Origin of the sequence: Kaistella flava (ex Peng et al. 2021) (assembly GCF_015191005.1) — a bacterium.
Taxonomy (GTDB): Bacteria; Bacteroidota; Bacteroidia; order Flavobacteriales; family Weeksellaceae; genus Kaistella; species Kaistella flava.
Genome location: NZ_CP040442.1, coordinates 3217856 through 3237198 on the forward strand (window position 1 = coordinate 3217856; position 19343 = coordinate 3237198).

Genomic DNA, 19343 nt, shown 5'->3' on the forward strand with positions numbered 1-19343 from the left:
AAATGGCAAAACAAAAACATATTGAACAAGACGGCGTTATTACGGAAGCACTTTCGAACGCCCAATTTCGTGTTGAGCTAGAAAATGGTCACGTATTAATCGCGCACATTTCTGGTAAAATGCGAATGCATTATATTAAACTTCTCCCTGGCGACAAGGTGAAGTTAGAATTATCTCCTTATGATTTATCAAAAGGGAGAATAACCTTCAGATATTAATTTCAGCTAAAACTGAATTTAAGTATATAAAGAGAACTTCAGTAGAATTGAAGAATTTTATTGAAGTTCTAAATTTAAACAAAATGGGAATGATTCCGTAAGATCTCATTTAACCGTTGTAAAATTAACAAAGCAAGTAACGAATGAAAGTTAGAGCATCTATCAAAAAAAGAAGTGCTGATTGCAAGATCGTTCGCCGGAAAGGCGTTCTGTTTGTAATCAACAAGAAGAACCCAAAATTTAAACAAAGACAAGGCTAAAATTAAATTATGGCGAGAATTTCCGGTATTGATTTACCAAAAAACAAAAGAGGCGTTATCGGCTTAACTTACATCTATGGTGTTGGAAGAAGTACTTCTTCTGAGATCTTGAAAGCAGCTGGTATTAGCGAAGACAAGAAAGTCAACGAATGGAATGACGATGAATTGGCACTAATCAGAAACTACATCACTGAAAACATTAAAGTTGAAGGTGAATTGCGTTCTGAAACACAACTAAACATCAAGCGATTGATGGATATTGGTTGCCAACGAGGAATACGTCACAGACTGGGATTACCTTTAAGAGGACAAAGAACTAAAAATAATTCTAGAACCCGAAAAGGAAAACGAAAAACTGTTGCTAACAAGAAAAAAGCAAGTAAATAATCGGTAAGAATTATGGCAAAACAGACAAAAGCAGTTAAGAAAAGAAAAGTAAAAGTTGAAGCGATTGGTGAAGCACATATCCAAGCTACTTTCAACAATATTATCATTTCTTTAACAAATAAAAGTGGAGAAGTAATCTCATGGGCATCTGCCGGAAAAATGGGATTCAGAGGTTCAAAGAAGAATACTCCTTTTGCAGCGCAAATGGCTGCTGAAAATTGCTCAACAGTAGCACACGATGCTGGACTACGCAGAGTAAAGGTTTACGTGAAAGGTCCTGGTGCAGGTAGAGAATCTGCTATCAGAACTATCCACAATTCAGGAATTGAAGTTAGTGAAATCGTTGATGTGACCCCAATGCCACATAATGGTTGTAGACCACCAAAAAGAAGAAGAGTATAATCTATTATTTTATGTTTTAGTTTTAAATAATAATGATCATACATTATTAATCTAAAATCTAAAATCTAGAATCTAAAATCTTAAAAAATATGGCAAGATATATTGGACCAAAAACAAAGATTGCAAGAAAGTTTGGAGTTGCAATCTACGGAGATGATAAAAACTTCGAGAAAAGAAAAAACCAACCGCCGGGACAACACGGCGTGAACAAAAGAAGAAACCAGAAGAAATCGGAATATGCTGTTCAGTTAATGGAAAAGCAAAAAGCGAAATATACTTATGGTATTTTAGAGAAGCAATTCGCTAACCTATACGAAAAAGCTAACAGAGCAAAAGGCGTTACAGGTGAAGTTCTTTTACAATTATGTGAATCAAGATTAGACAATGTAGTGTACAGATTAGGGTTTGCAAAAACCAGAGCTGGAGCAAGACAATTGGTTTCTCACAGACACATCACTGTAAACGGAGAATTGGTAAACATCGCTTCATATTCTATGAAAGCAGGTGACGTAGTTGCTGTTAGAGAGAAATCAAAATCTCTTGAAGTAATTGCTGATTCATTGGCTTACAGATCAACTTATGAGTGGTTACAATTTAACGACGAAACCAAATCTGGTACTTTCGTATCTGCTCCGGAGAGAATTCAAATCCCGGAAGATCTGAAAGAACAATTGATCGTCGAACTTTACTCTAAATAATAATTTTTTCAAATTTTTGCTCAACCCAAATTATATGGCAATTTTAACATTTATTAAACCCGATAAAGTAATCCTCCTTAACTCTGATGAATTCAAAGGCCAATTTGAATTCAGACCATTAGAGCAAGGGTTCGGACTTACGATCGGTAATGCTTTGAGAAGAGTTTTACTTTCTTCTCTTGAAGGATATGCTATTTCATCTATCAAAATAGAAGGCGTAGAGCACGAATTTTCAACTATTCCAGGTGTAATTGAAGACGTTACAGAAATTATTCTGAACCTAAAACAATTAAGACTTAGAGCAAAATCTGAAACTGCTACGGCAGAAGAAGTAACTGCAAAAGTATCTGGTCAAAATACTGTTACAGCTGGCGACCTAGGAAAATCAATGCAAGATTTCGAAGTATTGAATCCTGATTTAGTTATCTGTACAACAAATAAAGACGTGAAATTTGAAATCACGTTCAATATTGAGAAAGGTAGAGGTTATGTTCCTTCAGAACAAAACAAATCAAACAATGCTCCTATCGGAACTATTGCTATTGATTCAATCTATACTCCGATCAAAAAAGTACAGTACAGTGTTGAAAACTATCGTGTCGAGCAAAAAACAGACTACGAAAAACTCGTTTTGGATATTGAAACTGATGGTTCTATCAGCCCTCAAAATGCTTTAACAGAAGCTTCTAAGATATTAATTTATCATTTCATGTTGTTCTCCGATGAGAGAATTACTTTAGAAACTGAAGCAGTAAAAGCATCCATCCAGTACGATGAAGAAACTTTACATACAAGACAACTACTTAAATCTAAATTAGTAGATATGGATCTGTCTGTAAGAGCATTAAACTGCTTAAAAGCTGCTGAAGTGGAAACTTTAGGAGAACTGGTTTCTTATACGAAGTCTGATTTGATGAAATTCAGAAATTTCGGTAAAAAATCTTTAACAGAATTAGAAGAATTAGTGCATGCAAAAGGTCTTAACTTCGGTTTCGACGTTGCTAAATATAAATTAGACGCTGATAAATAACAAACAATGAGACACGGTAAAAAATTCAATCACTTATCTAGAACAGCTTCTCACAGAAGTGCTTTGCTTTCTAATATGGCTTGTTCTCTTATTGAGCATAAAAGAATCAACACAACTGTTGCTAAGGCGAAAGCTTTAAGAGTGTATGTTGAACCGATCCTTACAAAAGCGAAAGAAGATACAACACACAACAGAAGAACAGTTTTCTCTTACCTGCAAAGCAAAGAAGCAGTTACTGAATTATTCAGAACAGTTGCTCCTAAGATCGCAGAAAGAAATGGTGGTTACACAAGAATCATCAAAACTGGATTCAGACAGGGAGATGCTGCCGATATGGCAATGATCGAACTTGTAGATTTCAATGAACTTTACAACCCGAACGCTGAAGAGAAAAAAGTAACTAGAAGAAGTAGAAGAGCGACTCCTAAAGCAGCAGAAGCTGTTGCTGAAGTAAAAGAAACTCCTGCTAAAGAAGTTAAAACTGAAGAGCCAACTGCAGAAGCTGCAGATGCTACAGAAGAAAAAGCTGGAGAATAATTATTCCCAAGCTGATATATTAAAATCCGTTCAATTTATTTTGAACGGATTTTTTTATTTTATTAATTGAGCCTTAGCTTAGTTAAATAACCTCGAACCTCGAACCTCGAACCTCGAACCTCGAACCTCGAACCTCGAAACTTGAACCTAGAATTTCGATTGCTGCAATTTTCTTTTGTAATCAAATCTAAACTCAACCGAACATCTCTTACTTGGTTCTTTTTACTTTTTACATCTACTGTCCTCTTGCTTTAACTAAATGGATAACATTCTTTTCTTGAGTAATGGTAATGCTATCATTTTTAGCGACGATAGTAATATCGAAGTCTTTATAAATTCCACCTTTTGCGAACGCTTCTGTTTGCGGAGTAGTAATTGTTTTGTTATTACTTCTAATGCTGATGGTCTTTACTTTTGCAGTATTGTTAAAGGTAACTAAAGCAGATGATCCATCGTCTGCTACATACCGGTCTGTGTAATCCTTAGCATTGTAATCTGCTTCGTCAGATTGATTAGCAGCTATATTTGTACTGTCTTTAGGTAAATCCGCAGAATAGCCGTTCTCCTGTTTGATTACACTTTTATTTCCGTCCGTATTTTTTTTGCAGCTTAGCGTAAGCAGTAGCATTGAACTCGCTGCGATAATAAATGTTTTTTTCATTGTTAAAGTTTTAGTGATAATCAAATTTAATGATAAGTTTTTTAATTATGAATATACCTATAGAATTAACTAAATTTTAACTCAAAAGCATTTAAAATCATCGCATAAAACCGTGGCAATCATTGAATTTTAACTAAATTTGTAATTCATAAAAAATAATACCAAAAAAATTATACAATGAGTTACATTTCTTACATTGAAGCAAGACAGATTTTAGATTCCCGAGGAAATCCTACCATCGAAGTTGATGTGTTTACAGAAAGTGGTGCGATGGGCCGCGCTGCTGTGCCTTCTGGCGCATCTACTGGTGAACATGAAGCAATGGAATTGCGTGATGGCGGTCCAAAGTTCTTAGGCAAAGGAGTACTAAAGGCAATCGAAAATGTAAGAGAAGTAATATCTCCAGAATTAGTTGGATTGCCAGTTTGGGATCAAAACTTTATCGATCAGATTATGATCGAATTAGATGGTACTAAAAATAAATCAAACCTTGGTGCAAATGCAATTTTAGGCGTTTCTTTGGCCGCTGCAAAAGCTGCTGCTACTGAATTGAAAATGCCGTTGTACAAATATGTTGGTGGAGTAAACGCGAACACTCTTCCCGTTCCGATGATGAACGTTATTAATGGTGGTTCGCATTCAGATGCGCCTATCGCATTCCAGGAATTCATGATTATGCCGGTAAAAGCGGAATCTTTCTCTGATTCATTAAGAAAAGGAACTGAAATTTTCCACAGCTTGAAATCAATTTTACACGGTAGAGGACTTTCTACTGCTGTTGGAGATGAAGGTGGTTTTGCACCAAAATTCAAAGGAACTGAAGATGCTTTAGATACACTTACACAAGCGGTAGAAAAAGCAGGTTATAAAGTAGGAGATGATATCATGTTTGCTTTAGATTGTGCCGCTTCAGAATTCTACAAAGATGGAATGTACGACTATAGAAAATTCGAAACTCCAGAATCTGCGTATTTCAACAGAAGTGAACAGGTAAATTACTTAGCAGATTTAGCTGCAAAATATCCTATTATTTCTATCGAAGACGGAATGCATGAAGATGACTGGGAAGGTTGGAAAATGTTAACTGAAAAAATCGGTGATAGAGTTCAATTGGTTGGTGACGATTTATTCGTAACTAATGTTGAAAGACTTTCAAGAGGAATCAACGAAGGAATTGCAAATTCAATCTTGGTAAAAGTAAACCAAATTGGTACTTTATCAGAAACAATGGATGCGGTTCAAATGGCACAACACAACAGATATACAACCGTAATGTCTCACAGATCCGGTGAAACAGAAGATAACACCATCGCAGATTTAGCAGTTGCAATGAACTGTGGACAGATCAAAACTGGTTCAGCTTCACGTTCAGACAGAATGGCGAAATACAACCAATTGCTTCGTATTGAAGAGGCTTTAGGAGAAACTGCTTATTTCCCGGGACTTGATGCATTCAAAATAAAACGATAATAGAAAAAATTCATGGGATGACCGGCAAAAACACTTGTGGTTCCCTTCCAATATTTATAAATTAGTAAAAAATTAAATAATAATGTCAGATAACAAAGTTATATTAAATTATGATGGTAAAGCATTTGAATACCCAATCATAGAAAGCACTATCGGTGACAGAGGAATCGATATTTCAAAGTTAAGAGACCAAACCGGTTTGATTACTTTAGATTTAGGATACAAAAATACAGGAGCTACTTTAAGCGACATCACATATCTTGATGGTGACAATGGTGAATTGTACTACAGAGGATATCCAATCGAACAAATTGCCGAAAAATCTAACTTTACAGAAGTAATGTATCTTTTGTTAAATGGTAGTTTACCAACAACAGATCAGTTCGCAGGATTCGAAAGAGGAATCAAAAAATACAATTTCGTTGCTGACGAAATGAAAAGATTAATCGATGTTTTCCCACGTTCAGCGCATCCAATGGGAGTTTTATCTTCACTGACTTCTGCACTTACTGCCTTTAATCCAAAAGCGGTTGACGTAACTTCAAAAGAAGATATGGATCACGCAGCAGAAATGTTGATTGCCAAGTTCTCTCACCTTTGTGCTTGGACTTACCGTAAAAAAATGGGACTTTCCATCAATCATGGTGATGACAGTTTAAACTATGTAGAAAATTTCTACAAAATGTGTTTCCGTCGTCCAAATCAAGAATTCGAATTAGATCCTGTAGTTGTAGGAGCATTAGATAAATTATTAATTCTTCACGCAGATCACGAGCAAAACTGTTCTACATCAACAGTAAGAATGGTTGGTTCAGCGCATACTGGCTTATTCGCTTCAGTTTCAGCAGGGATTTCTGCACTTTGGGGACCACTTCATGGTGGAGCAAACCAAGCAGTTATCGAAATGTTAGAGATGATTGAAAAAGATGGTGGTGACGTTGCAAAATATGTTGAAAAAGCGAAGAACAAAGACGACAACTTCCGTTTGATGGGCTTCGGACACAGAGTTTACAAAAACTTCGATCCAAGAGCAACCATTATTAAAAAGGCTGCAGATGATATTCTTAATTCATTAGGAATCGAAGACAAAGCTTTAGATATTGCACGTCAATTAGAAAGAGTAGCGTTGGAAGATGAGTATTTCGTAAGCAGAAAACTATATCCAAACGTAGATTTCTATTCAGGAATTATTTACAGAGCGTTAGGAATTCCAACAGAAATGTTCACCGTAATGTTCGCCTTAGGAAGATTACCAGGCTGGATTTCTCAATGGAAAGAAATGAGATTACACAACGATCCAATCGGTCGTCCAAGACAAGTTTATCAAGGTTCACCAAAACGTGATTACGTTGACATGAGCGCAAGATAATCTTAAATGATATTCATAATTTCCCTTTCAATTTTTTTGAGAGGGATTTTTTATGCTTTATTTGGGCGCACATTTCCGTCTTCCGTTCCCGCTTTTTTATTTTCCCCCTTGGCTTTTCCCAGCGCAAAAAATAAAAAGAGCTCCACTCAAGCCGGGGCGCAGATTCGTCCCCAAAACAAAATTTTAGCAAAATTGAAAATTTCAGTATCTTAACACTCGGAAAAATTTAATAAATTAAATTTATAAAAACATTTATAGTTCAATGATATCTATTTTTTTTACAAATAAAACATACTTCTTTTTATTGTTGTTTATAAGTTTTTTGTTAGCGTATTTGAATTTTCAACAAAGAGAATATGATTGGGATATGCCTGGTTATTTAGCAACTTATTATCAAATGGAAAATCCTACTCAGAATAAATTAATTCTTGAGAAAGTATATTCTTCAATTAAAAATGAAGCAACTGATAACCAATATGATAAATTAGTAGGATATCATCAAAATGGGAATTGGCGAAATTTTATTTCAAAAAATCCGAATGCTTTTCAATTACAAATACCCTATTATTCAATCAAAGTTTTTTATGTTTGTTTGATTTTTGTTTTTCATAAAATTGGCTTTTCAACACCTATTTCTATTTTTCTACCAAATATTATTTCGTTTTTCATTTTAGGATTTCTGCTCTTTTCTATTTTAAAAAAACTACTAATTAATAAGATGTTTTTATCATTTATTTTGACTGTATTTTTACTTTTTATTCCTCCATTAAGATATCTTGCAACCTCGCCAACTCCAGATATGCTAGTGATTTTATTAATGATTTGGTTTTTTTATAGTGTGCTCAATAAACATAAGTTGTACATACAATTTATGATTCTACTACTCGTCATGATGACCCGACCCGACTATATTATTTTCGGGTTAAGTTATTTAGGGATTTATGTTATTTATGATTTTGTTAAAATTAAAAAAGTTAATTTATTAGCAGTTCTATTAGCTACGATCATGTTTTCTATTTATTTTTTGATTTTAAAGGTAAATTATTACCCGGGATGGAAAGATGTATTTTATGACACCTTTATTCAAAGAAGAAAATTTGTTACAGGAAATGCACAGTTTACTTTTCAAGAGTATCAAAAAATAATTTTAGCAAATATTGTTAATTTTAAAAAAGTGTCAGTTTTGGCATTTCTCTTTTTAGGTACTATATTTTACTGCAGTAAAGACTTTTGGATTAGAATTTTTGCGGTAGTTCTCTTTATCAATATTTATCTAAAATTCATGTTTTTCCCAACTACCGATTATCGATTCTATAATGCTTTTTTGCTTTTATTATTTATAACTGCAATTTCTTCTGCTCACAATAAAATTAGTAATTTAACAGCATAAAATAAGGGTAAATGTTTAATAACTCAAAAAACAAAAAAAGGCTTATAATAGCAGGAATATTTCTAGTTGCACTTAATATCTTTGCGTTTTATATCCTAAAACATGGAATCGGTATCGCGAAAGCCATTAAAAATACAGAAAATAAAGAAGCACTTCATTCATTGGAGCAAAAACAAATCTTAAGTGATGTTTTGTCGTCATTGGTTTTCACCATTGATATTGCGCTAATTTTTTTCGCGTTCTATATCTTAATTAAAATGGTATTCAAAAGTTTAAAAAATTCTACATCTACTAAATAATGAAACTAAAAAATTACATCAACGGACAATGGATCGAAGGATCAGGAAATGAAGTTCCACTTTATAACGCAGTTAATGGCGAATTGGTCGCGATTTCAGATACGGGCGGAATCAACTTCGAAGAAGCCTTAGATTATGGAAGAACCGTTGGTTACAAGAATCTTTCCTCGATGACTTTCTACGATCGTGGTGAAATGTTGAAAAAAGTAGCTTTATATTTATTAGAAAGAAAGAAAAAATATTACGATTTATCTTACAAAACCGGTGCAACACATTCAGATTCTTGGGTCGATATCGAAGGAGGTTTCGGAACGTTCTTCACTTATTCAGGACTTGCAAAAAGAATGTTACCCAACACTCCATTTTGGGTTGATGGCGATACTCAGAAAATTTCTGCCAACGGAACTTTCTTAGGAACTCATATTCTAACGCCTAGCGAAGGAGTTTCAGTTCAGATCAACGCCTACAATTTCCCTGTTTGGGGAATGTTAGAAAAATTATCAACTTCACTTTTAGCCGGAGTTCCTAGTATTGTAAAACCGGCAACTCCAGGTTCTTATTTGACGAATGCCGTGTTCCAGGACATGATAGAAAGTGGAATCCTTCCGGAAGGCGCAATCCAATTAGTTTGTGGAGAACCCGGAAATGTTCTGGATTATGTTCAAGATGGTGATTCTGTCCTTTTTACAGGTTCAGCTTCTACCGGAAAAAAACTAAAATCTTTACCTTCAGTTTCTAAAAATGCTGTCCGTTTCAATATGGAAGCAGATTCTTTAAACTGTTCAATTCTCGGTCTCGATGCAAAACCAGGAACACCAGAATTTGATCTTTTCATTAAGGAAGTTCGAACAGAAATGACGACCAAAGCCGGACAGAAATGTACCGCAATCCGAAGAATTATTGTTCCTGAAGATTTAGTTGGTGACGTTCAGAATGCTTTAAGCAAAGCATTAGATCAAACTAAAATCGGAAATCCATTAAGCCGAGAAACAAGAATGGGTTCTATCGTTGGTAAAAAAGAAATGGCAGTTCTTCAGGAGAAAATTGATTTACTTAAAGCCGAAACAGAACTTATTTACGATGGAAAACAAGAATTGGTAGATGCTGATTATGAAAGCGGTGCCTTTATGACACCAAAAGTCTTTTACAACGATAAACCATTTGAGAAAAATATTTCACATGAAGTAGAAGCATTCGGACCAGTTTCAACCTTAATGCCATACAAAGATGCAGAAGAAGCAGCCGCTTTAGCAAAACGTGGAAAAGGTAGTTTAGTTGGATCCATTATTTCTCATGATGAAAAATTCGTCGCAGAAACCTCTTGGAAAATGGCCTCTTCACACGGAAGAATTTTTGTTTTAAATAGAGATAATGCAAAAGAATCCACGGGTCACGGTTCACCTTTGCCAACATTAATGCACGGCGGTCCTGGAAGAGCAGGAGGTGGTGAAGAAATGGGTGGGTTGAATGGACTTCACTTTTTCTTACAAAAAACAGCGATTCAAGGTTCTCCAGATATTTTAACTGCGATTACAAAAATTTACCAGCAAGGAGCAACTCCAACTTATTCAGATAAACATCCATTTAGAAAATGTTTCGAGGAAGTAGAAATCGGTGATTCCTTAGAAACTGCAGGAAGAACTGTAACAGAAGCAGACATCGTCAACTTCGGAAATGTCTCGTGGGATCATTTTTACGCACACACCGATTCAACATCTTTGAATGGAACCATTTTCGATCAAACTGTAGCACATGGATACTTCATTCTTTCCGCTGCTGCAGGATTATTTGTTTCGGGTAAAAAAGGTCCAGTGATTGCAAACTACGGTTTAGAAAATGCGAGTTTCTTTAAACCAGTTTATGCGGGAGATACGATCACTGTTTATTTAACGGCTAAAGAAAGAATCAACAAAGGCGTTAAAGGAAGAAATGTTCCGAGTGGCGTTGTGAAGTGGTTGGTTGAAGTTGTTAATCAAAGAGAAGAGACCGTTTGTGTTGCCACAATCTTAACTTTGGTTGCCAAGAAATCACCTTTTATTAAAATCGATTATAAAGATTTTGCAAAACGGTTGAATAATTTAACTGAGAAATCGGTGCCACATTGGGGACAAATGAATGCTCAACAAATGTTAGAACATTTAGAAACTACCATGAAATACAGCACTGGTGAACTGGAAACTTCAGAATGTAAAACTCCGGAAGAATATTTGGAGAAATATCAGGATTCGCTTTATAATTTTAGGAAAATGCCAAAAGATTTCCCTGCACCTTTTTTAGAAGAAGGAAAACTACCAGAGTTGAAATATAAAAATTTGGATGAAGCCAAAACTCACTTCATTGAATCTGTAAAAAATTATCAGATTTATTATCGTGAGAATCCAGATGCAGAGCATTTACATTTCGTCTTTGGAAAATTAAATAAAGAGATGATGGAATTATTTCATCAAAAACATGTGACTCATCACTTTGAGCAATTTGGACTTTTTACCAGTTAATTGAAATGAAAAAATATCTAGCCTTGGTTTTTTCACTCTTTTTTACTTTGCAGTTTTCTGCGCAAAAAGTTTTTTCTGTCGATTATCAAAGTCAAGCAGATGTAAAAGTCTTTGTTGTGAGATACGAAAGTCAGGCAGATTTGAAAGTTTATCGCGTTGATTATCAAAGTCAAGCCGAAGGAAACGAAGGGAAGTGGTTTTTTGTAAAGTATTCCAGCCAAGCCGACAAAAAAATCTATTTTGTAGATTACGAAAGCCAGGCAGATTTGAAAATTTTCTTTGTGAAATATCAAAGTCAAGGGGGATGGAATAAAAAGGAGAGGAAGCAGTTGCTGTACTGAAGATGATAATTTAGAACATATTTTTAAATTATGTAGATGTTCCAGAGGAACATTATCTCTGTAGCATTAAATTGAAATAATGAATTTGCGTTCCGGAGGAGCGCTATCTTATGAGCATTAAACTAAAGGTAGTATTTTGAAAAAAACCATCGGAGAACAAGTTGTAGCATTCAACAAGAAACTTCATTATTCTGGAGAACTTCCTGAAGGCTTCGATGTGCTCAATCCTTTCTTCGATAATCCCGAAACTTTAACGGTGATGACCGATTTTTATAAAAAATTCTATAATGATCACAACCAAAGAAAATTTATCATCGGAATCAATCCAAGTCGCCATGGAGCCGGAGTTACCGGAGTTCCTTTCACCGATACAAAAAGGTTGGAAACGGTTTGTGGAATTGAAATGAAATCCGCTCACACGCATGAAATCTCCTCTGTTTATCTCTACGATGTGATCGAACAATTCGGCGGACCAGAAAATTTTTATAAGGAATTTTATATCAATTCCCCTTTTCCTTTAGCCATTGTCAGAAATACGATTAAAGGTAATTTAAACGCCAATTATTACGACGATAAAAATCTCTTCGAAGCCGTAAAACCCTTTATGATCCAAAGTTTAAAAGATCATATCAGTTTGGGTTTAGATACTTCAGAAGTTTTTATTTTAGGAAAAAAGAACGCCACTTTCATTGACAAAATTAACAGTCAGGAACATTTCTTTGATAAAATGACGGTGTTGGAACATCCGAGATATATCCAGCAATACAAAAGCAAAGAAAAACAATTATACATCGATAAATATTTAATAGCATTAAACAAAGCATAATGAACAACGGATTTGTAAATCAAGAACTTAAAAATAATATTTCAGAAATCACTTTTGGACATCCAAAAAGCAATTCTTTACCAGGAGAAATTTTAGAATTACTCGCTCAAACAATTTTAAATGAAGGAGCCAAAGAAGAAGTAAAAGCAATTCTTTTAAAATCTGGAGGAGAGAAAGCATTTTGCGCTGGAGCAAGTTTCGACGAATTATTGTCAATCGATGAATTAGATAATTCTAAAACATTCTTTGGAGGTTTTGCTAAAGTTTTAAATGCAATGCGATCTTGCGGAAAATTAGTCATCGTTAGAGTTCAGGGGAAAACAACTGGCGGTGGAGTCGGAATTGCTTGTGCTGCAGATTACTGTTTTGCCACGAAAGATTCTGCGCTGGCTCTAACAGAATTGAATTTAGGAATCGGACCTTTCGTAATCGGACCTTATGTCGAAAGAAAAATGGGCAAATCTGCCTACTCTGCAATGTCAATCGACGCAGATTTCAGAAGTGCAGATTGGTGTGAAAAACACGATGTCTATCATTCAGTTTCCGAAACTATTGAAAATATGGATGTTGAAATCACTCAGTTTTTAGAGAAATTATCGACCAGAAGTTCTGATGCTTTATCCTTAATTAAAAAAGTTTCTTGGGAAGGAACAGAACATTTCGAAAAGTTAATGCCGGAAAGAATTTTGATGAGCGCTTCTTTAATTTTGGAAGATTCAGCCAAAAAAAATATTGAAATGATTAAAGAACGACTTCGCGCCAAATAGTCGATGAATAATAATTGCAACAAAACCGTTCTAATTTTAGGCGCCAATTCCGATGTTGCAAAACAATGTATTTTGCAATATCTGGAAAAGGGATTTTCAATTATTGCTTCTTCTCGAAATCTAGATTCTTTAGAAAGTTTCGTGAGAGAAAATGAAATTGATTCTTCAAAAATCACTCTTAATTATTTTGATGCAGCCGATTTTAATTCTCATCAAAAATTTTATGATGAACTTCCAATAAATCCCAACATTGTAATTTACGCCGCAGGATTTTTAGTTGAAAATCAAAAAGCACTTTACGATTTTACTGGAGCAAAACAAATGATGGAAGTCAATTATATGGGTGCGGTTTCTATTCTAAATATTATTTCGATGGACGAATCCAATAAAAATTTAAAAAGAATCATTGGTCTTTCTTCACTTTCTGGAGTTCGAGGCAGAAAGAGTAATTTTATTTATGGAAGTACGAAATCGGCTTTCACACAATATTTAGCCGGACTTCGACAAGAATTATCTTCAAGGAATATTATCGTAAATGTTTTAGTAAGTGGTTACATTAATACTAAAATTAATGAAGGTTTAGAACTCAATAAATCTTTAATAATGGAGCCAGATTATGTAGCGAAACATATTGTAAATGCTGGAAATTCTTTTTCAATCGTTCCCAATTTTAAATGGAAAATCATTTATTATATTCTTAAAATATTACCGGAAAGTTTAGTTTCAAAATTACCATAAGAAGAAGCCGTCTCATAACTATATGAAACGGCTTTTTTTATGTTTTTCTCACGGACTCCTGTCAGAGCATGGGTGTCAAATATTAGAATCTCAGAAGGTGAGTTGGAGTATTGAGACACTTTCCTGATTTTAAAATCCTTTTTCGATCACGATTTTCGATATAATCCAGAACCGCATCTTTTGTTGTGAGCCAATTTCGACCTTCTTTGAAGGCATCAATTTTCCCCTGTCTTGCCAATAAACTCACGTATTCCTGTCCATAAGGAACATCGGGCTCACTCACGATATCTGAAATATTTTGATATTGATCGTAAGTATTATTAAGATTTCCCAGATAAATATCCAAAGTTCTTTCAACCGCTTGTAAAATTAAAAGGAATAATTTTGAATAATCCTGATTATTCGCTTGGTTCAAAGCATCATAATATTTTTTGCGATCATTTTTTAAGATAATTGCTGGTGGAAAACCACTTTTCATTAAAATTAAGTTGAGAAGCAATCTCGCCGTTCTGCCATTTCCATCAAAGAATGGATGAATCCAAACAAAACGGTGGTGGAAAATAGCAGATTTAATCAGAATATCAATATCGGAACTGTTTGCAAAGTACATCAACTCTTCTACGAATTCCTCAACTTTCAGTGCATTCGGTGGAACAAAATTTGCTCCAGAAATTCTAACACCTGAAGTTCTCAATTTTCCAGAAAAGTCCTTTTCTATTTTTTGTAGCACAAGATGATGGACACTTAAAACATCTAGTTTATTAAGAAGGTATTCATTTGAAGCAAGTGACTCTACAAATTCGATGGCTTCCTGATGATTCACCACTTCAAAATGCTCCCGAAGCGATTTTCCTTTAATCGTAAATCCATCTTCGATCACCATTTTTGTTTCTTGCAAAGTAAAGGTATTTCCTTCTATGCTGTTAGAATTATAAGTCCATTCTATGCTCAAACTGTCTTTTATGCTTTTCAAAACATAGGTTGGAATAGGACGTTTTTTATCCAGTTCATGTTTTTTCTCATGAATTCTTTCCAGTTGTTTTTCTAAACCTTCAAAGTAATATGGATAATCTTGCCATTTCATAACACAAATGTACAACTATATTTTTAATATCGTTTATTGTATTTTATATATATATCCGATGTTAGTGTTTTTTGAAGATTCTATATGATTCTAAATTTTTTCTCTTTCTTGCCATTTATAAAAAGCAACTGCGATATGAATTTCAAAGTAAGAATAATCTTCGCCCAGTTCCTCTTTTATAGCCTTTAAAGACGGAATAGTTTGAGTTTTTGCAAGAGAAATAATAGGATCTATTTTGTTGATATCCATTAATTCACTGGCTTTAATTGTTCCCACTTCTACGAAATTGGCAAGGTGATTTTGAATAGTATTCAAAGACAAATTTCTTATTTTTGCGATATCTTCTACACTGTTTCCATCTTTGTACATTTGGAAAGTTGTAGTATAAGTTCCCGCTTCGTATTTATTTGTTTTCTTTGGTGCCCGTTTTATTTTCGGGGTTTTTTCGGCAATCTTACTACTCAAATTATTTTTGTTGCAATAATCTGATATTATATTTAAAAATATTTCACCGTATTTTTCTATTTTAAAAGCTCCAAAACCGCTTATCTGTTCGAGTTCTTCTTTTGTGTTAGGAAGGTATGTTGCTAATTCCATTAAACTTGCATCAGAAAAAATAACGTAAGGCGGTACATTTTCTTGTTCGGCTTGTTGTCGTCTTAAAATTCTTAATTCATCAAATAATTCAAGGTTTGTATCAATTTCATTAATTGGATATGAAGTTTCCAGTTCTTCGACAGTTACTGCTTTGGCTAGTTCTTTTACTTTTTGAAGATGTACTGTTCTCTTGTTAAATAATACTTCGTTACTTGCTTCAGTTAGTTTTAATACAGAAAACTCTTCATTCGATTCACGCAGAAAATCATTAATTATTAATTGCTTTATTAAATTTTGCCAAAACGTTTTGTCGCCGTTTGTACCAATTCCATAAGTAGGCAAATTGCGCATATAATCTGTGATTTTCACGCCTTTTGAACCTCGAAGAAAATCGATAATTAAATTTTTTCCATAGCGTTCTTTCAATCGATAAACGGCGCTTAATAATTTTTGAGCATCTATCGTAGCGTCCCAATTTTCAAAATCACTCAGACAATAATCGCAAGAATTACAATTTCCAGGATGTGATTCTCCAAAATATTCCATCAAATATTGTCGTCTGCATTTTTGCATTTCGGCAAAGTCGGTCATTTGTTGCAATTTTCGAAGCATCAAACTCGATTGCTCCTCGTTTCCTTCGACCATTGCAAATTTTTTCAACTTCATCACATCGGCATTGGAGTAAAATAAAATCGCTTCACTCGGCAACCCATCTCTTCCGGCTCTTCCTGTTTCTTGATAATAACTTTCTATGTTTTTCGGAAGATCGGCGTGCATCACAAAACGGACATTGCTCTTATCGATTCCCATTCCAAATGCAATGGTAGCAACCATTACTCTAATTTTGTCTTTAATGAAATCGTCTTGAACCTGCGCTCTTTCTGCGGAAGAAATTCCTGCGTGATAAAATGCTGCGTTTACACCGTTTTCTTTTAAATTATTCGCCAAATCTTCCGTTCCTTTTCTTGACAAACAGTAGATAATTCCCGAATCATTTGGATGCTCATTGAGATATTGAACAATGTGATTGAGAACAGATTGTTTCGGCTGCACAAAATATTTAATATTGGCTCTGTCAAAAGATGAAATTAAAACAGTCGGCTTTTGAAGATTGAGTTGCTTAATGATGTCTTGTTTCGTAATTTCATCAGCACTTGCAGTTAAAGCAATAATTGGAGTTTGTGGAAATTGTTTTTTTAATCCATTTAAAAACAAATAATCCGGACGAAAATCGTGTCCCCAATGCGAAACACAATGCGCTTCATCGACTGCAAAAAGGGAAATATTAATTTCTTTTAGAAAGTTTAAAAACGAACCATTGTCTGCACTCAACTTTTCTGGTGCAACATATAAAAGTTTCAGTTTACCATTTTTTAATTGATGAAAAGTATCATTCTGCTCCAAAGGATTCATCGAAGAATTGAGGAAAGCCGCAGAAATTCCATTAACACGTAAAGCATCAACTTGGTCTTTCATTAATGCAATTAAGGGGGAAATAACAATTGCCGTTCCCTCCAAAACTAATGCTGGAACTTGGTAGCATAAAGATTTTCCACCGCCAGTTGGCATCAGTACAAACGTATCTTTTTTTGCAATTACATTTTCAACTGCACTCGCTTGGTTCAATCTGAAACTATCGTAACCAAAATATTGTTGAAGAATTTCTGTAGATTTTTCCATTGCTCAAAATTTGTGTTATGGTAAAATTAGTAAATTAAAGAGTAACATTATATCTGGATTAATTAAAAAAAGCCTCATCGTTTTTATAAACAATGAGACTTTTTATGTTGATTGTGAGATTTATATTGAGTTCGTTATCCTTTTAAATTCAATTTCAACTCCAATTCATTCAACTGCTCATCCGCAATAGAACTCGGCGCATCAATCATCACATCTCGTCCAGAATTATTTTTCGGGAAAGCGATATAATCTCTGATCACTTCATTACCATCAAGAATTGCGACCAAACGGTCAAAGCCTAATGCCAAACCAGCATGTGGCGGCGCTCCATATTGGAAGGCATTCATTAAGAATCCGAATTGTGCTTCCGCATCTTCTTTCGTAAATCCTAATAGATTAAACATTTTTGCCTGTAAATCTTTATCGAAAATTCTTACCGAACCACCACCAATTTCATTTCCGTTCAGAATTAAATCGTAAGCGTTTGCTCTAGCTTTTCCTGGATTGGTTTCTAATAAATGAACGTCTTCCGGTTTCGGTGAAGTAAACGGATGATGCATCGCATGGTAGCGATTCGTTTCTTCATCCCATTCTAACAATGGGAAATCTACGACCCAAAGTGGTGCGAATTCTTTTGGATTTCTTAATCCTAATCTGTTCCCCAATTCCATTCTTAAGGCGGAAAGTTGGGTTCTTACTTTATTTTCGTTTCCGGACATTAGGAAAATTAAATCTCCTGCTTTTGCGCCGAATTTTTCTGTGATTTTCTTTAAATCTTCTTCGTTGTAAAATTTATTTACGGAAGAAGTAACGGTGCCATCGTTTTGGAATTTGATCCAAATCATTCCGTTTGCGCCAACTTGTGGGCGTTTTACCCAATCGATCAATTCGTCGATTTGTTTTCTGGTATATTCTGCACAACCTTCAACATTGATTCCGACCACTAATTCGGCGTCGTCGAATATTTTGAAATCTTTTCCTTTTACCAATTCATTTACTTCCACGAATTCCATCCCGAATCTAATGTCCGGTTTGTCGTTTCCATATTTTTTCATCGCATCGGCGAAAGTCATTCTTGGGAACTTTCCATATTCTTTTCCAGCAATATCTTTCAATAAAGTCGCAGTCATTCCTTCGAAGATTTCCAGAACATCTTCCTGTTCTACAAATGCCATTTCACAATCGATCTGCGTGAATTCCGGTTGACGATCTGCTCTTAAATCTTCATCACGGAAACATTTTACGATTTGGAAATAACGATCTATTCCGCCAATCATCAATAATTGTTTGAAAGTTTGTGGCGATTGTGGCAATGCATAAAACTGTCCCGGATTCATACGGCTTGGAACCACGAAATCTCTCGCACCTTCGGGAGTCGATTTAATCAATACCGGAGTTTCTACTTCGATAAAATCTTGTTCGGATAAATAGTTTCTTACTTTCTGCGCCATTTTGTGACGGAAAATCAATTTGTCTTTTACCGGATTTCTTCGGATGTCTAAATATCTGTATTTCATACGAAGTTCTTCACCACCATCCGTTTGATCTTCAATGGTAAATGGTGGAACTTCTGATTGGTTTAAAATCATCAATTTCTCAACAAGGATTTCTATTTCTCCCGTTGGGATTTTGGGATTTTTACTCACTCTTTCAATCACTTTTCCTTCTACTTGAATCACGAATTCGCGTCCGAGTTTGTGAGCGTTTTCTAATAATTCAGCGGAAGAACGGTCTGCATCAAATACCAATTGCGTAATTCCGTAACGGTCGCGTAAATCGATCCACATCATAAATCCTTTGTCACGAATGGTTTGAACCCAGCCGGAAAGGGTTACGTTTTGATCAAGATTTTGGATGTTTAATTCTCCGTTGGTGTGCGTACGAAACATATTTTTAAGATATTAGATGTTAGACTTTAGATATTAGAAATGGTCTAAAATTTCAGGTGCAAAGATAAGTTTTTTGGATGAGTAGCGGAAGTGATTTTTCAGCTTTCCCTCGCGTGAGGGATTATCTCTACTTGTTATTTTAATGATGAATCGATGAATGTTTCACATTTGCGTCGGTATCCTTTTTTTTAGCGTCGGAAATGGA

At 34.8% G+C, this 19343-nt stretch carries 20 protein-coding genes; 16 read left to right on the forward strand and 4 right to left on the reverse strand.

All coding sequences use genetic code 11. The features are described from left to right. Nucleotides 1–2: 2 nt before the first annotated feature. The 7 genes from infA (at nt 3) to rplQ (ending at nt 3532) form a co-directional block, all read left to right on the forward strand. Nucleotides 3–218 carry a translation initiation factor IF-1 gene (gene infA, locus Q73A0000_RS14515; RefSeq protein WP_031503426.1) on the forward strand — a complete coding sequence of 72 codons (216 nt, stop codon included), beginning with the start codon at nt 3–5 and terminating at the stop codon, nt 216–218. Between the two features lie 143 nt (nt 219–361). Next, complete coding sequence (gene rpmJ, locus Q73A0000_RS14520) at nt 362–478, forward strand: 50S ribosomal protein L36 (protein WP_007839480.1); 117 nt, start codon at nt 362–364, stop codon at nt 476–478. A gap of 9 nt (nt 479–487) precedes the next feature. Beyond that, entirely contained in the window at nt 488–865 is a 378-nt protein-coding gene (gene rpsM, locus Q73A0000_RS14525; RefSeq protein WP_133439512.1) for a 30S ribosomal protein S13, read from the forward strand. A 12-nt stretch (nt 866–877) separates the two neighbouring features. Beyond that, entirely contained in the window at nt 878–1267 is a 390-nt protein-coding gene (rpsK, locus tag Q73A0000_RS14530) for a 30S ribosomal protein S11 (RefSeq protein WP_027376638.1), read from the forward strand. A gap of 89 nt (nt 1268–1356) precedes the next feature. Further along, nucleotides 1357–1965, forward strand: coding sequence for a 30S ribosomal protein S4 (gene rpsD / locus Q73A0000_RS14535; protein ID WP_193811643.1), 609 nt, complete (start codon nt 1357–1359; stop codon nt 1963–1965). Nucleotides 1966–1999: 34 nt separating this feature from the next. Continuing rightward, on the forward strand, nt 2000–2995 hold the full coding sequence (locus tag Q73A0000_RS14540; RefSeq protein ID WP_193811644.1) for a DNA-directed RNA polymerase subunit alpha: 996 nt from the start codon (nt 2000–2002) through the stop codon (nt 2993–2995). Nucleotides 2996–3001: 6 nt separating this feature from the next. Next, on the forward strand, nt 3002–3532 hold the full coding sequence (gene rplQ / locus Q73A0000_RS14545) for a 50S ribosomal protein L17 (RefSeq protein ID WP_193811645.1): 531 nt from the start codon (nt 3002–3004) through the stop codon (nt 3530–3532). Nucleotides 3533–3767: 235 nt separating this feature from the next. Here rplQ and Q73A0000_RS14550 read toward each other — a convergent pair whose 3' ends face one another. After that, nucleotides 3768–4193, reverse strand: a complete 426-nt coding sequence (locus Q73A0000_RS14550; protein WP_193811646.1) for a hypothetical protein — start codon at nt 4191–4193, stop codon at nt 3768–3770. A 177-nt stretch (nt 4194–4370) separates the two neighbouring features. Here Q73A0000_RS14550 and eno point away from each other — a divergent pair, with 177 nt between their 5' ends. The 9 genes from eno (at nt 4371) to Q73A0000_RS14595 (ending at nt 13888) form a co-directional block, all read left to right on the forward strand. After that, nucleotides 4371–5663 carry a phosphopyruvate hydratase gene (gene eno, locus Q73A0000_RS14555; RefSeq protein WP_193811647.1) on the forward strand — a complete coding sequence of 431 codons (1293 nt, stop codon included), beginning with the start codon at nt 4371–4373 and terminating at the stop codon, nt 5661–5663. A gap of 82 nt (nt 5664–5745) precedes the next feature. Next, nucleotides 5746–7032: a citrate synthase gene (locus Q73A0000_RS14560; protein WP_193811648.1), complete on the forward strand. Its 1287-nt coding sequence runs from the start codon at nt 5746–5748 to the stop codon at nt 7030–7032. A 262-nt stretch (nt 7033–7294) separates the two neighbouring features. Then, entirely contained in the window at nt 7295–8422 is a 1128-nt protein-coding gene (locus tag Q73A0000_RS14565) for a hypothetical protein (protein ID WP_208458785.1), read from the forward strand. Between the two features lie 11 nt (nt 8423–8433). Beyond that, entirely contained in the window at nt 8434–8721 is a 288-nt protein-coding gene (locus Q73A0000_RS14570; RefSeq protein ID WP_193811650.1) for a hypothetical protein, read from the forward strand. Next, complete coding sequence (gene paaZ, locus Q73A0000_RS14575; protein ID WP_193813738.1) at nt 8718–11216, forward strand: phenylacetic acid degradation bifunctional protein PaaZ; 2499 nt, start codon at nt 8718–8720, stop codon at nt 11214–11216. Before Q73A0000_RS14570 ends, paaZ begins: the two co-directional genes overlap by 4 nt. A 5-nt stretch (nt 11217–11221) precedes the next feature. Beyond that, complete coding sequence (locus Q73A0000_RS14580; protein WP_193811651.1) at nt 11222–11557, forward strand: DUF6150 family protein; 336 nt, start codon at nt 11222–11224, stop codon at nt 11555–11557. 136 nt (nt 11558–11693) lie between these two features. After that, on the forward strand, nt 11694–12383 hold the full coding sequence (locus Q73A0000_RS14585; RefSeq protein WP_193811652.1) for an SMUG2 DNA glycosylase family protein: 690 nt from the start codon (nt 11694–11696) through the stop codon (nt 12381–12383). Next, nucleotides 12383–13150 carry an enoyl-CoA hydratase/isomerase family protein gene (locus Q73A0000_RS14590; protein ID WP_193811653.1) on the forward strand — a complete coding sequence of 256 codons (768 nt, stop codon included), beginning with the start codon at nt 12383–12385 and terminating at the stop codon, nt 13148–13150. Before Q73A0000_RS14585 ends, Q73A0000_RS14590 begins: the two co-directional genes overlap by 1 nt. 3 nt (nt 13151–13153) lie before the next feature. Next, nucleotides 13154–13888, forward strand: a complete 735-nt coding sequence (locus tag Q73A0000_RS14595) for an SDR family NAD(P)-dependent oxidoreductase (protein WP_193811654.1) — start codon at nt 13154–13156, stop codon at nt 13886–13888. Nucleotides 13889–13970: 82 nt separating this feature from the next. On the opposite strand, the gene Q73A0000_RS14600 is transcribed toward Q73A0000_RS14595, so the two are convergent. From Q73A0000_RS14600 to aspS, 3 genes are all read right to left on the reverse strand, one after another. Further along, nucleotides 13971–14972, reverse strand: a complete 1002-nt coding sequence (locus Q73A0000_RS14600; RefSeq protein ID WP_193811655.1) for a Fic family protein — start codon at nt 14970–14972, stop codon at nt 13971–13973. Between the two features lie 90 nt (nt 14973–15062). Next, entirely contained in the window at nt 15063–17249 is a 2187-nt protein-coding gene (gene recQ / locus Q73A0000_RS14605; protein ID WP_193811656.1) for a DNA helicase RecQ, read from the reverse strand. A gap of 134 nt (nt 17250–17383) precedes the next feature. After that, a complete protein-coding gene (aspS, locus tag Q73A0000_RS14610) occupies nt 17384–19138 on the reverse strand; it encodes an aspartate--tRNA ligase (protein ID WP_193811657.1) in 1755 nt (584 codons plus the stop codon). Nucleotides 19139–19343: the final 205 nt, after the last annotated feature.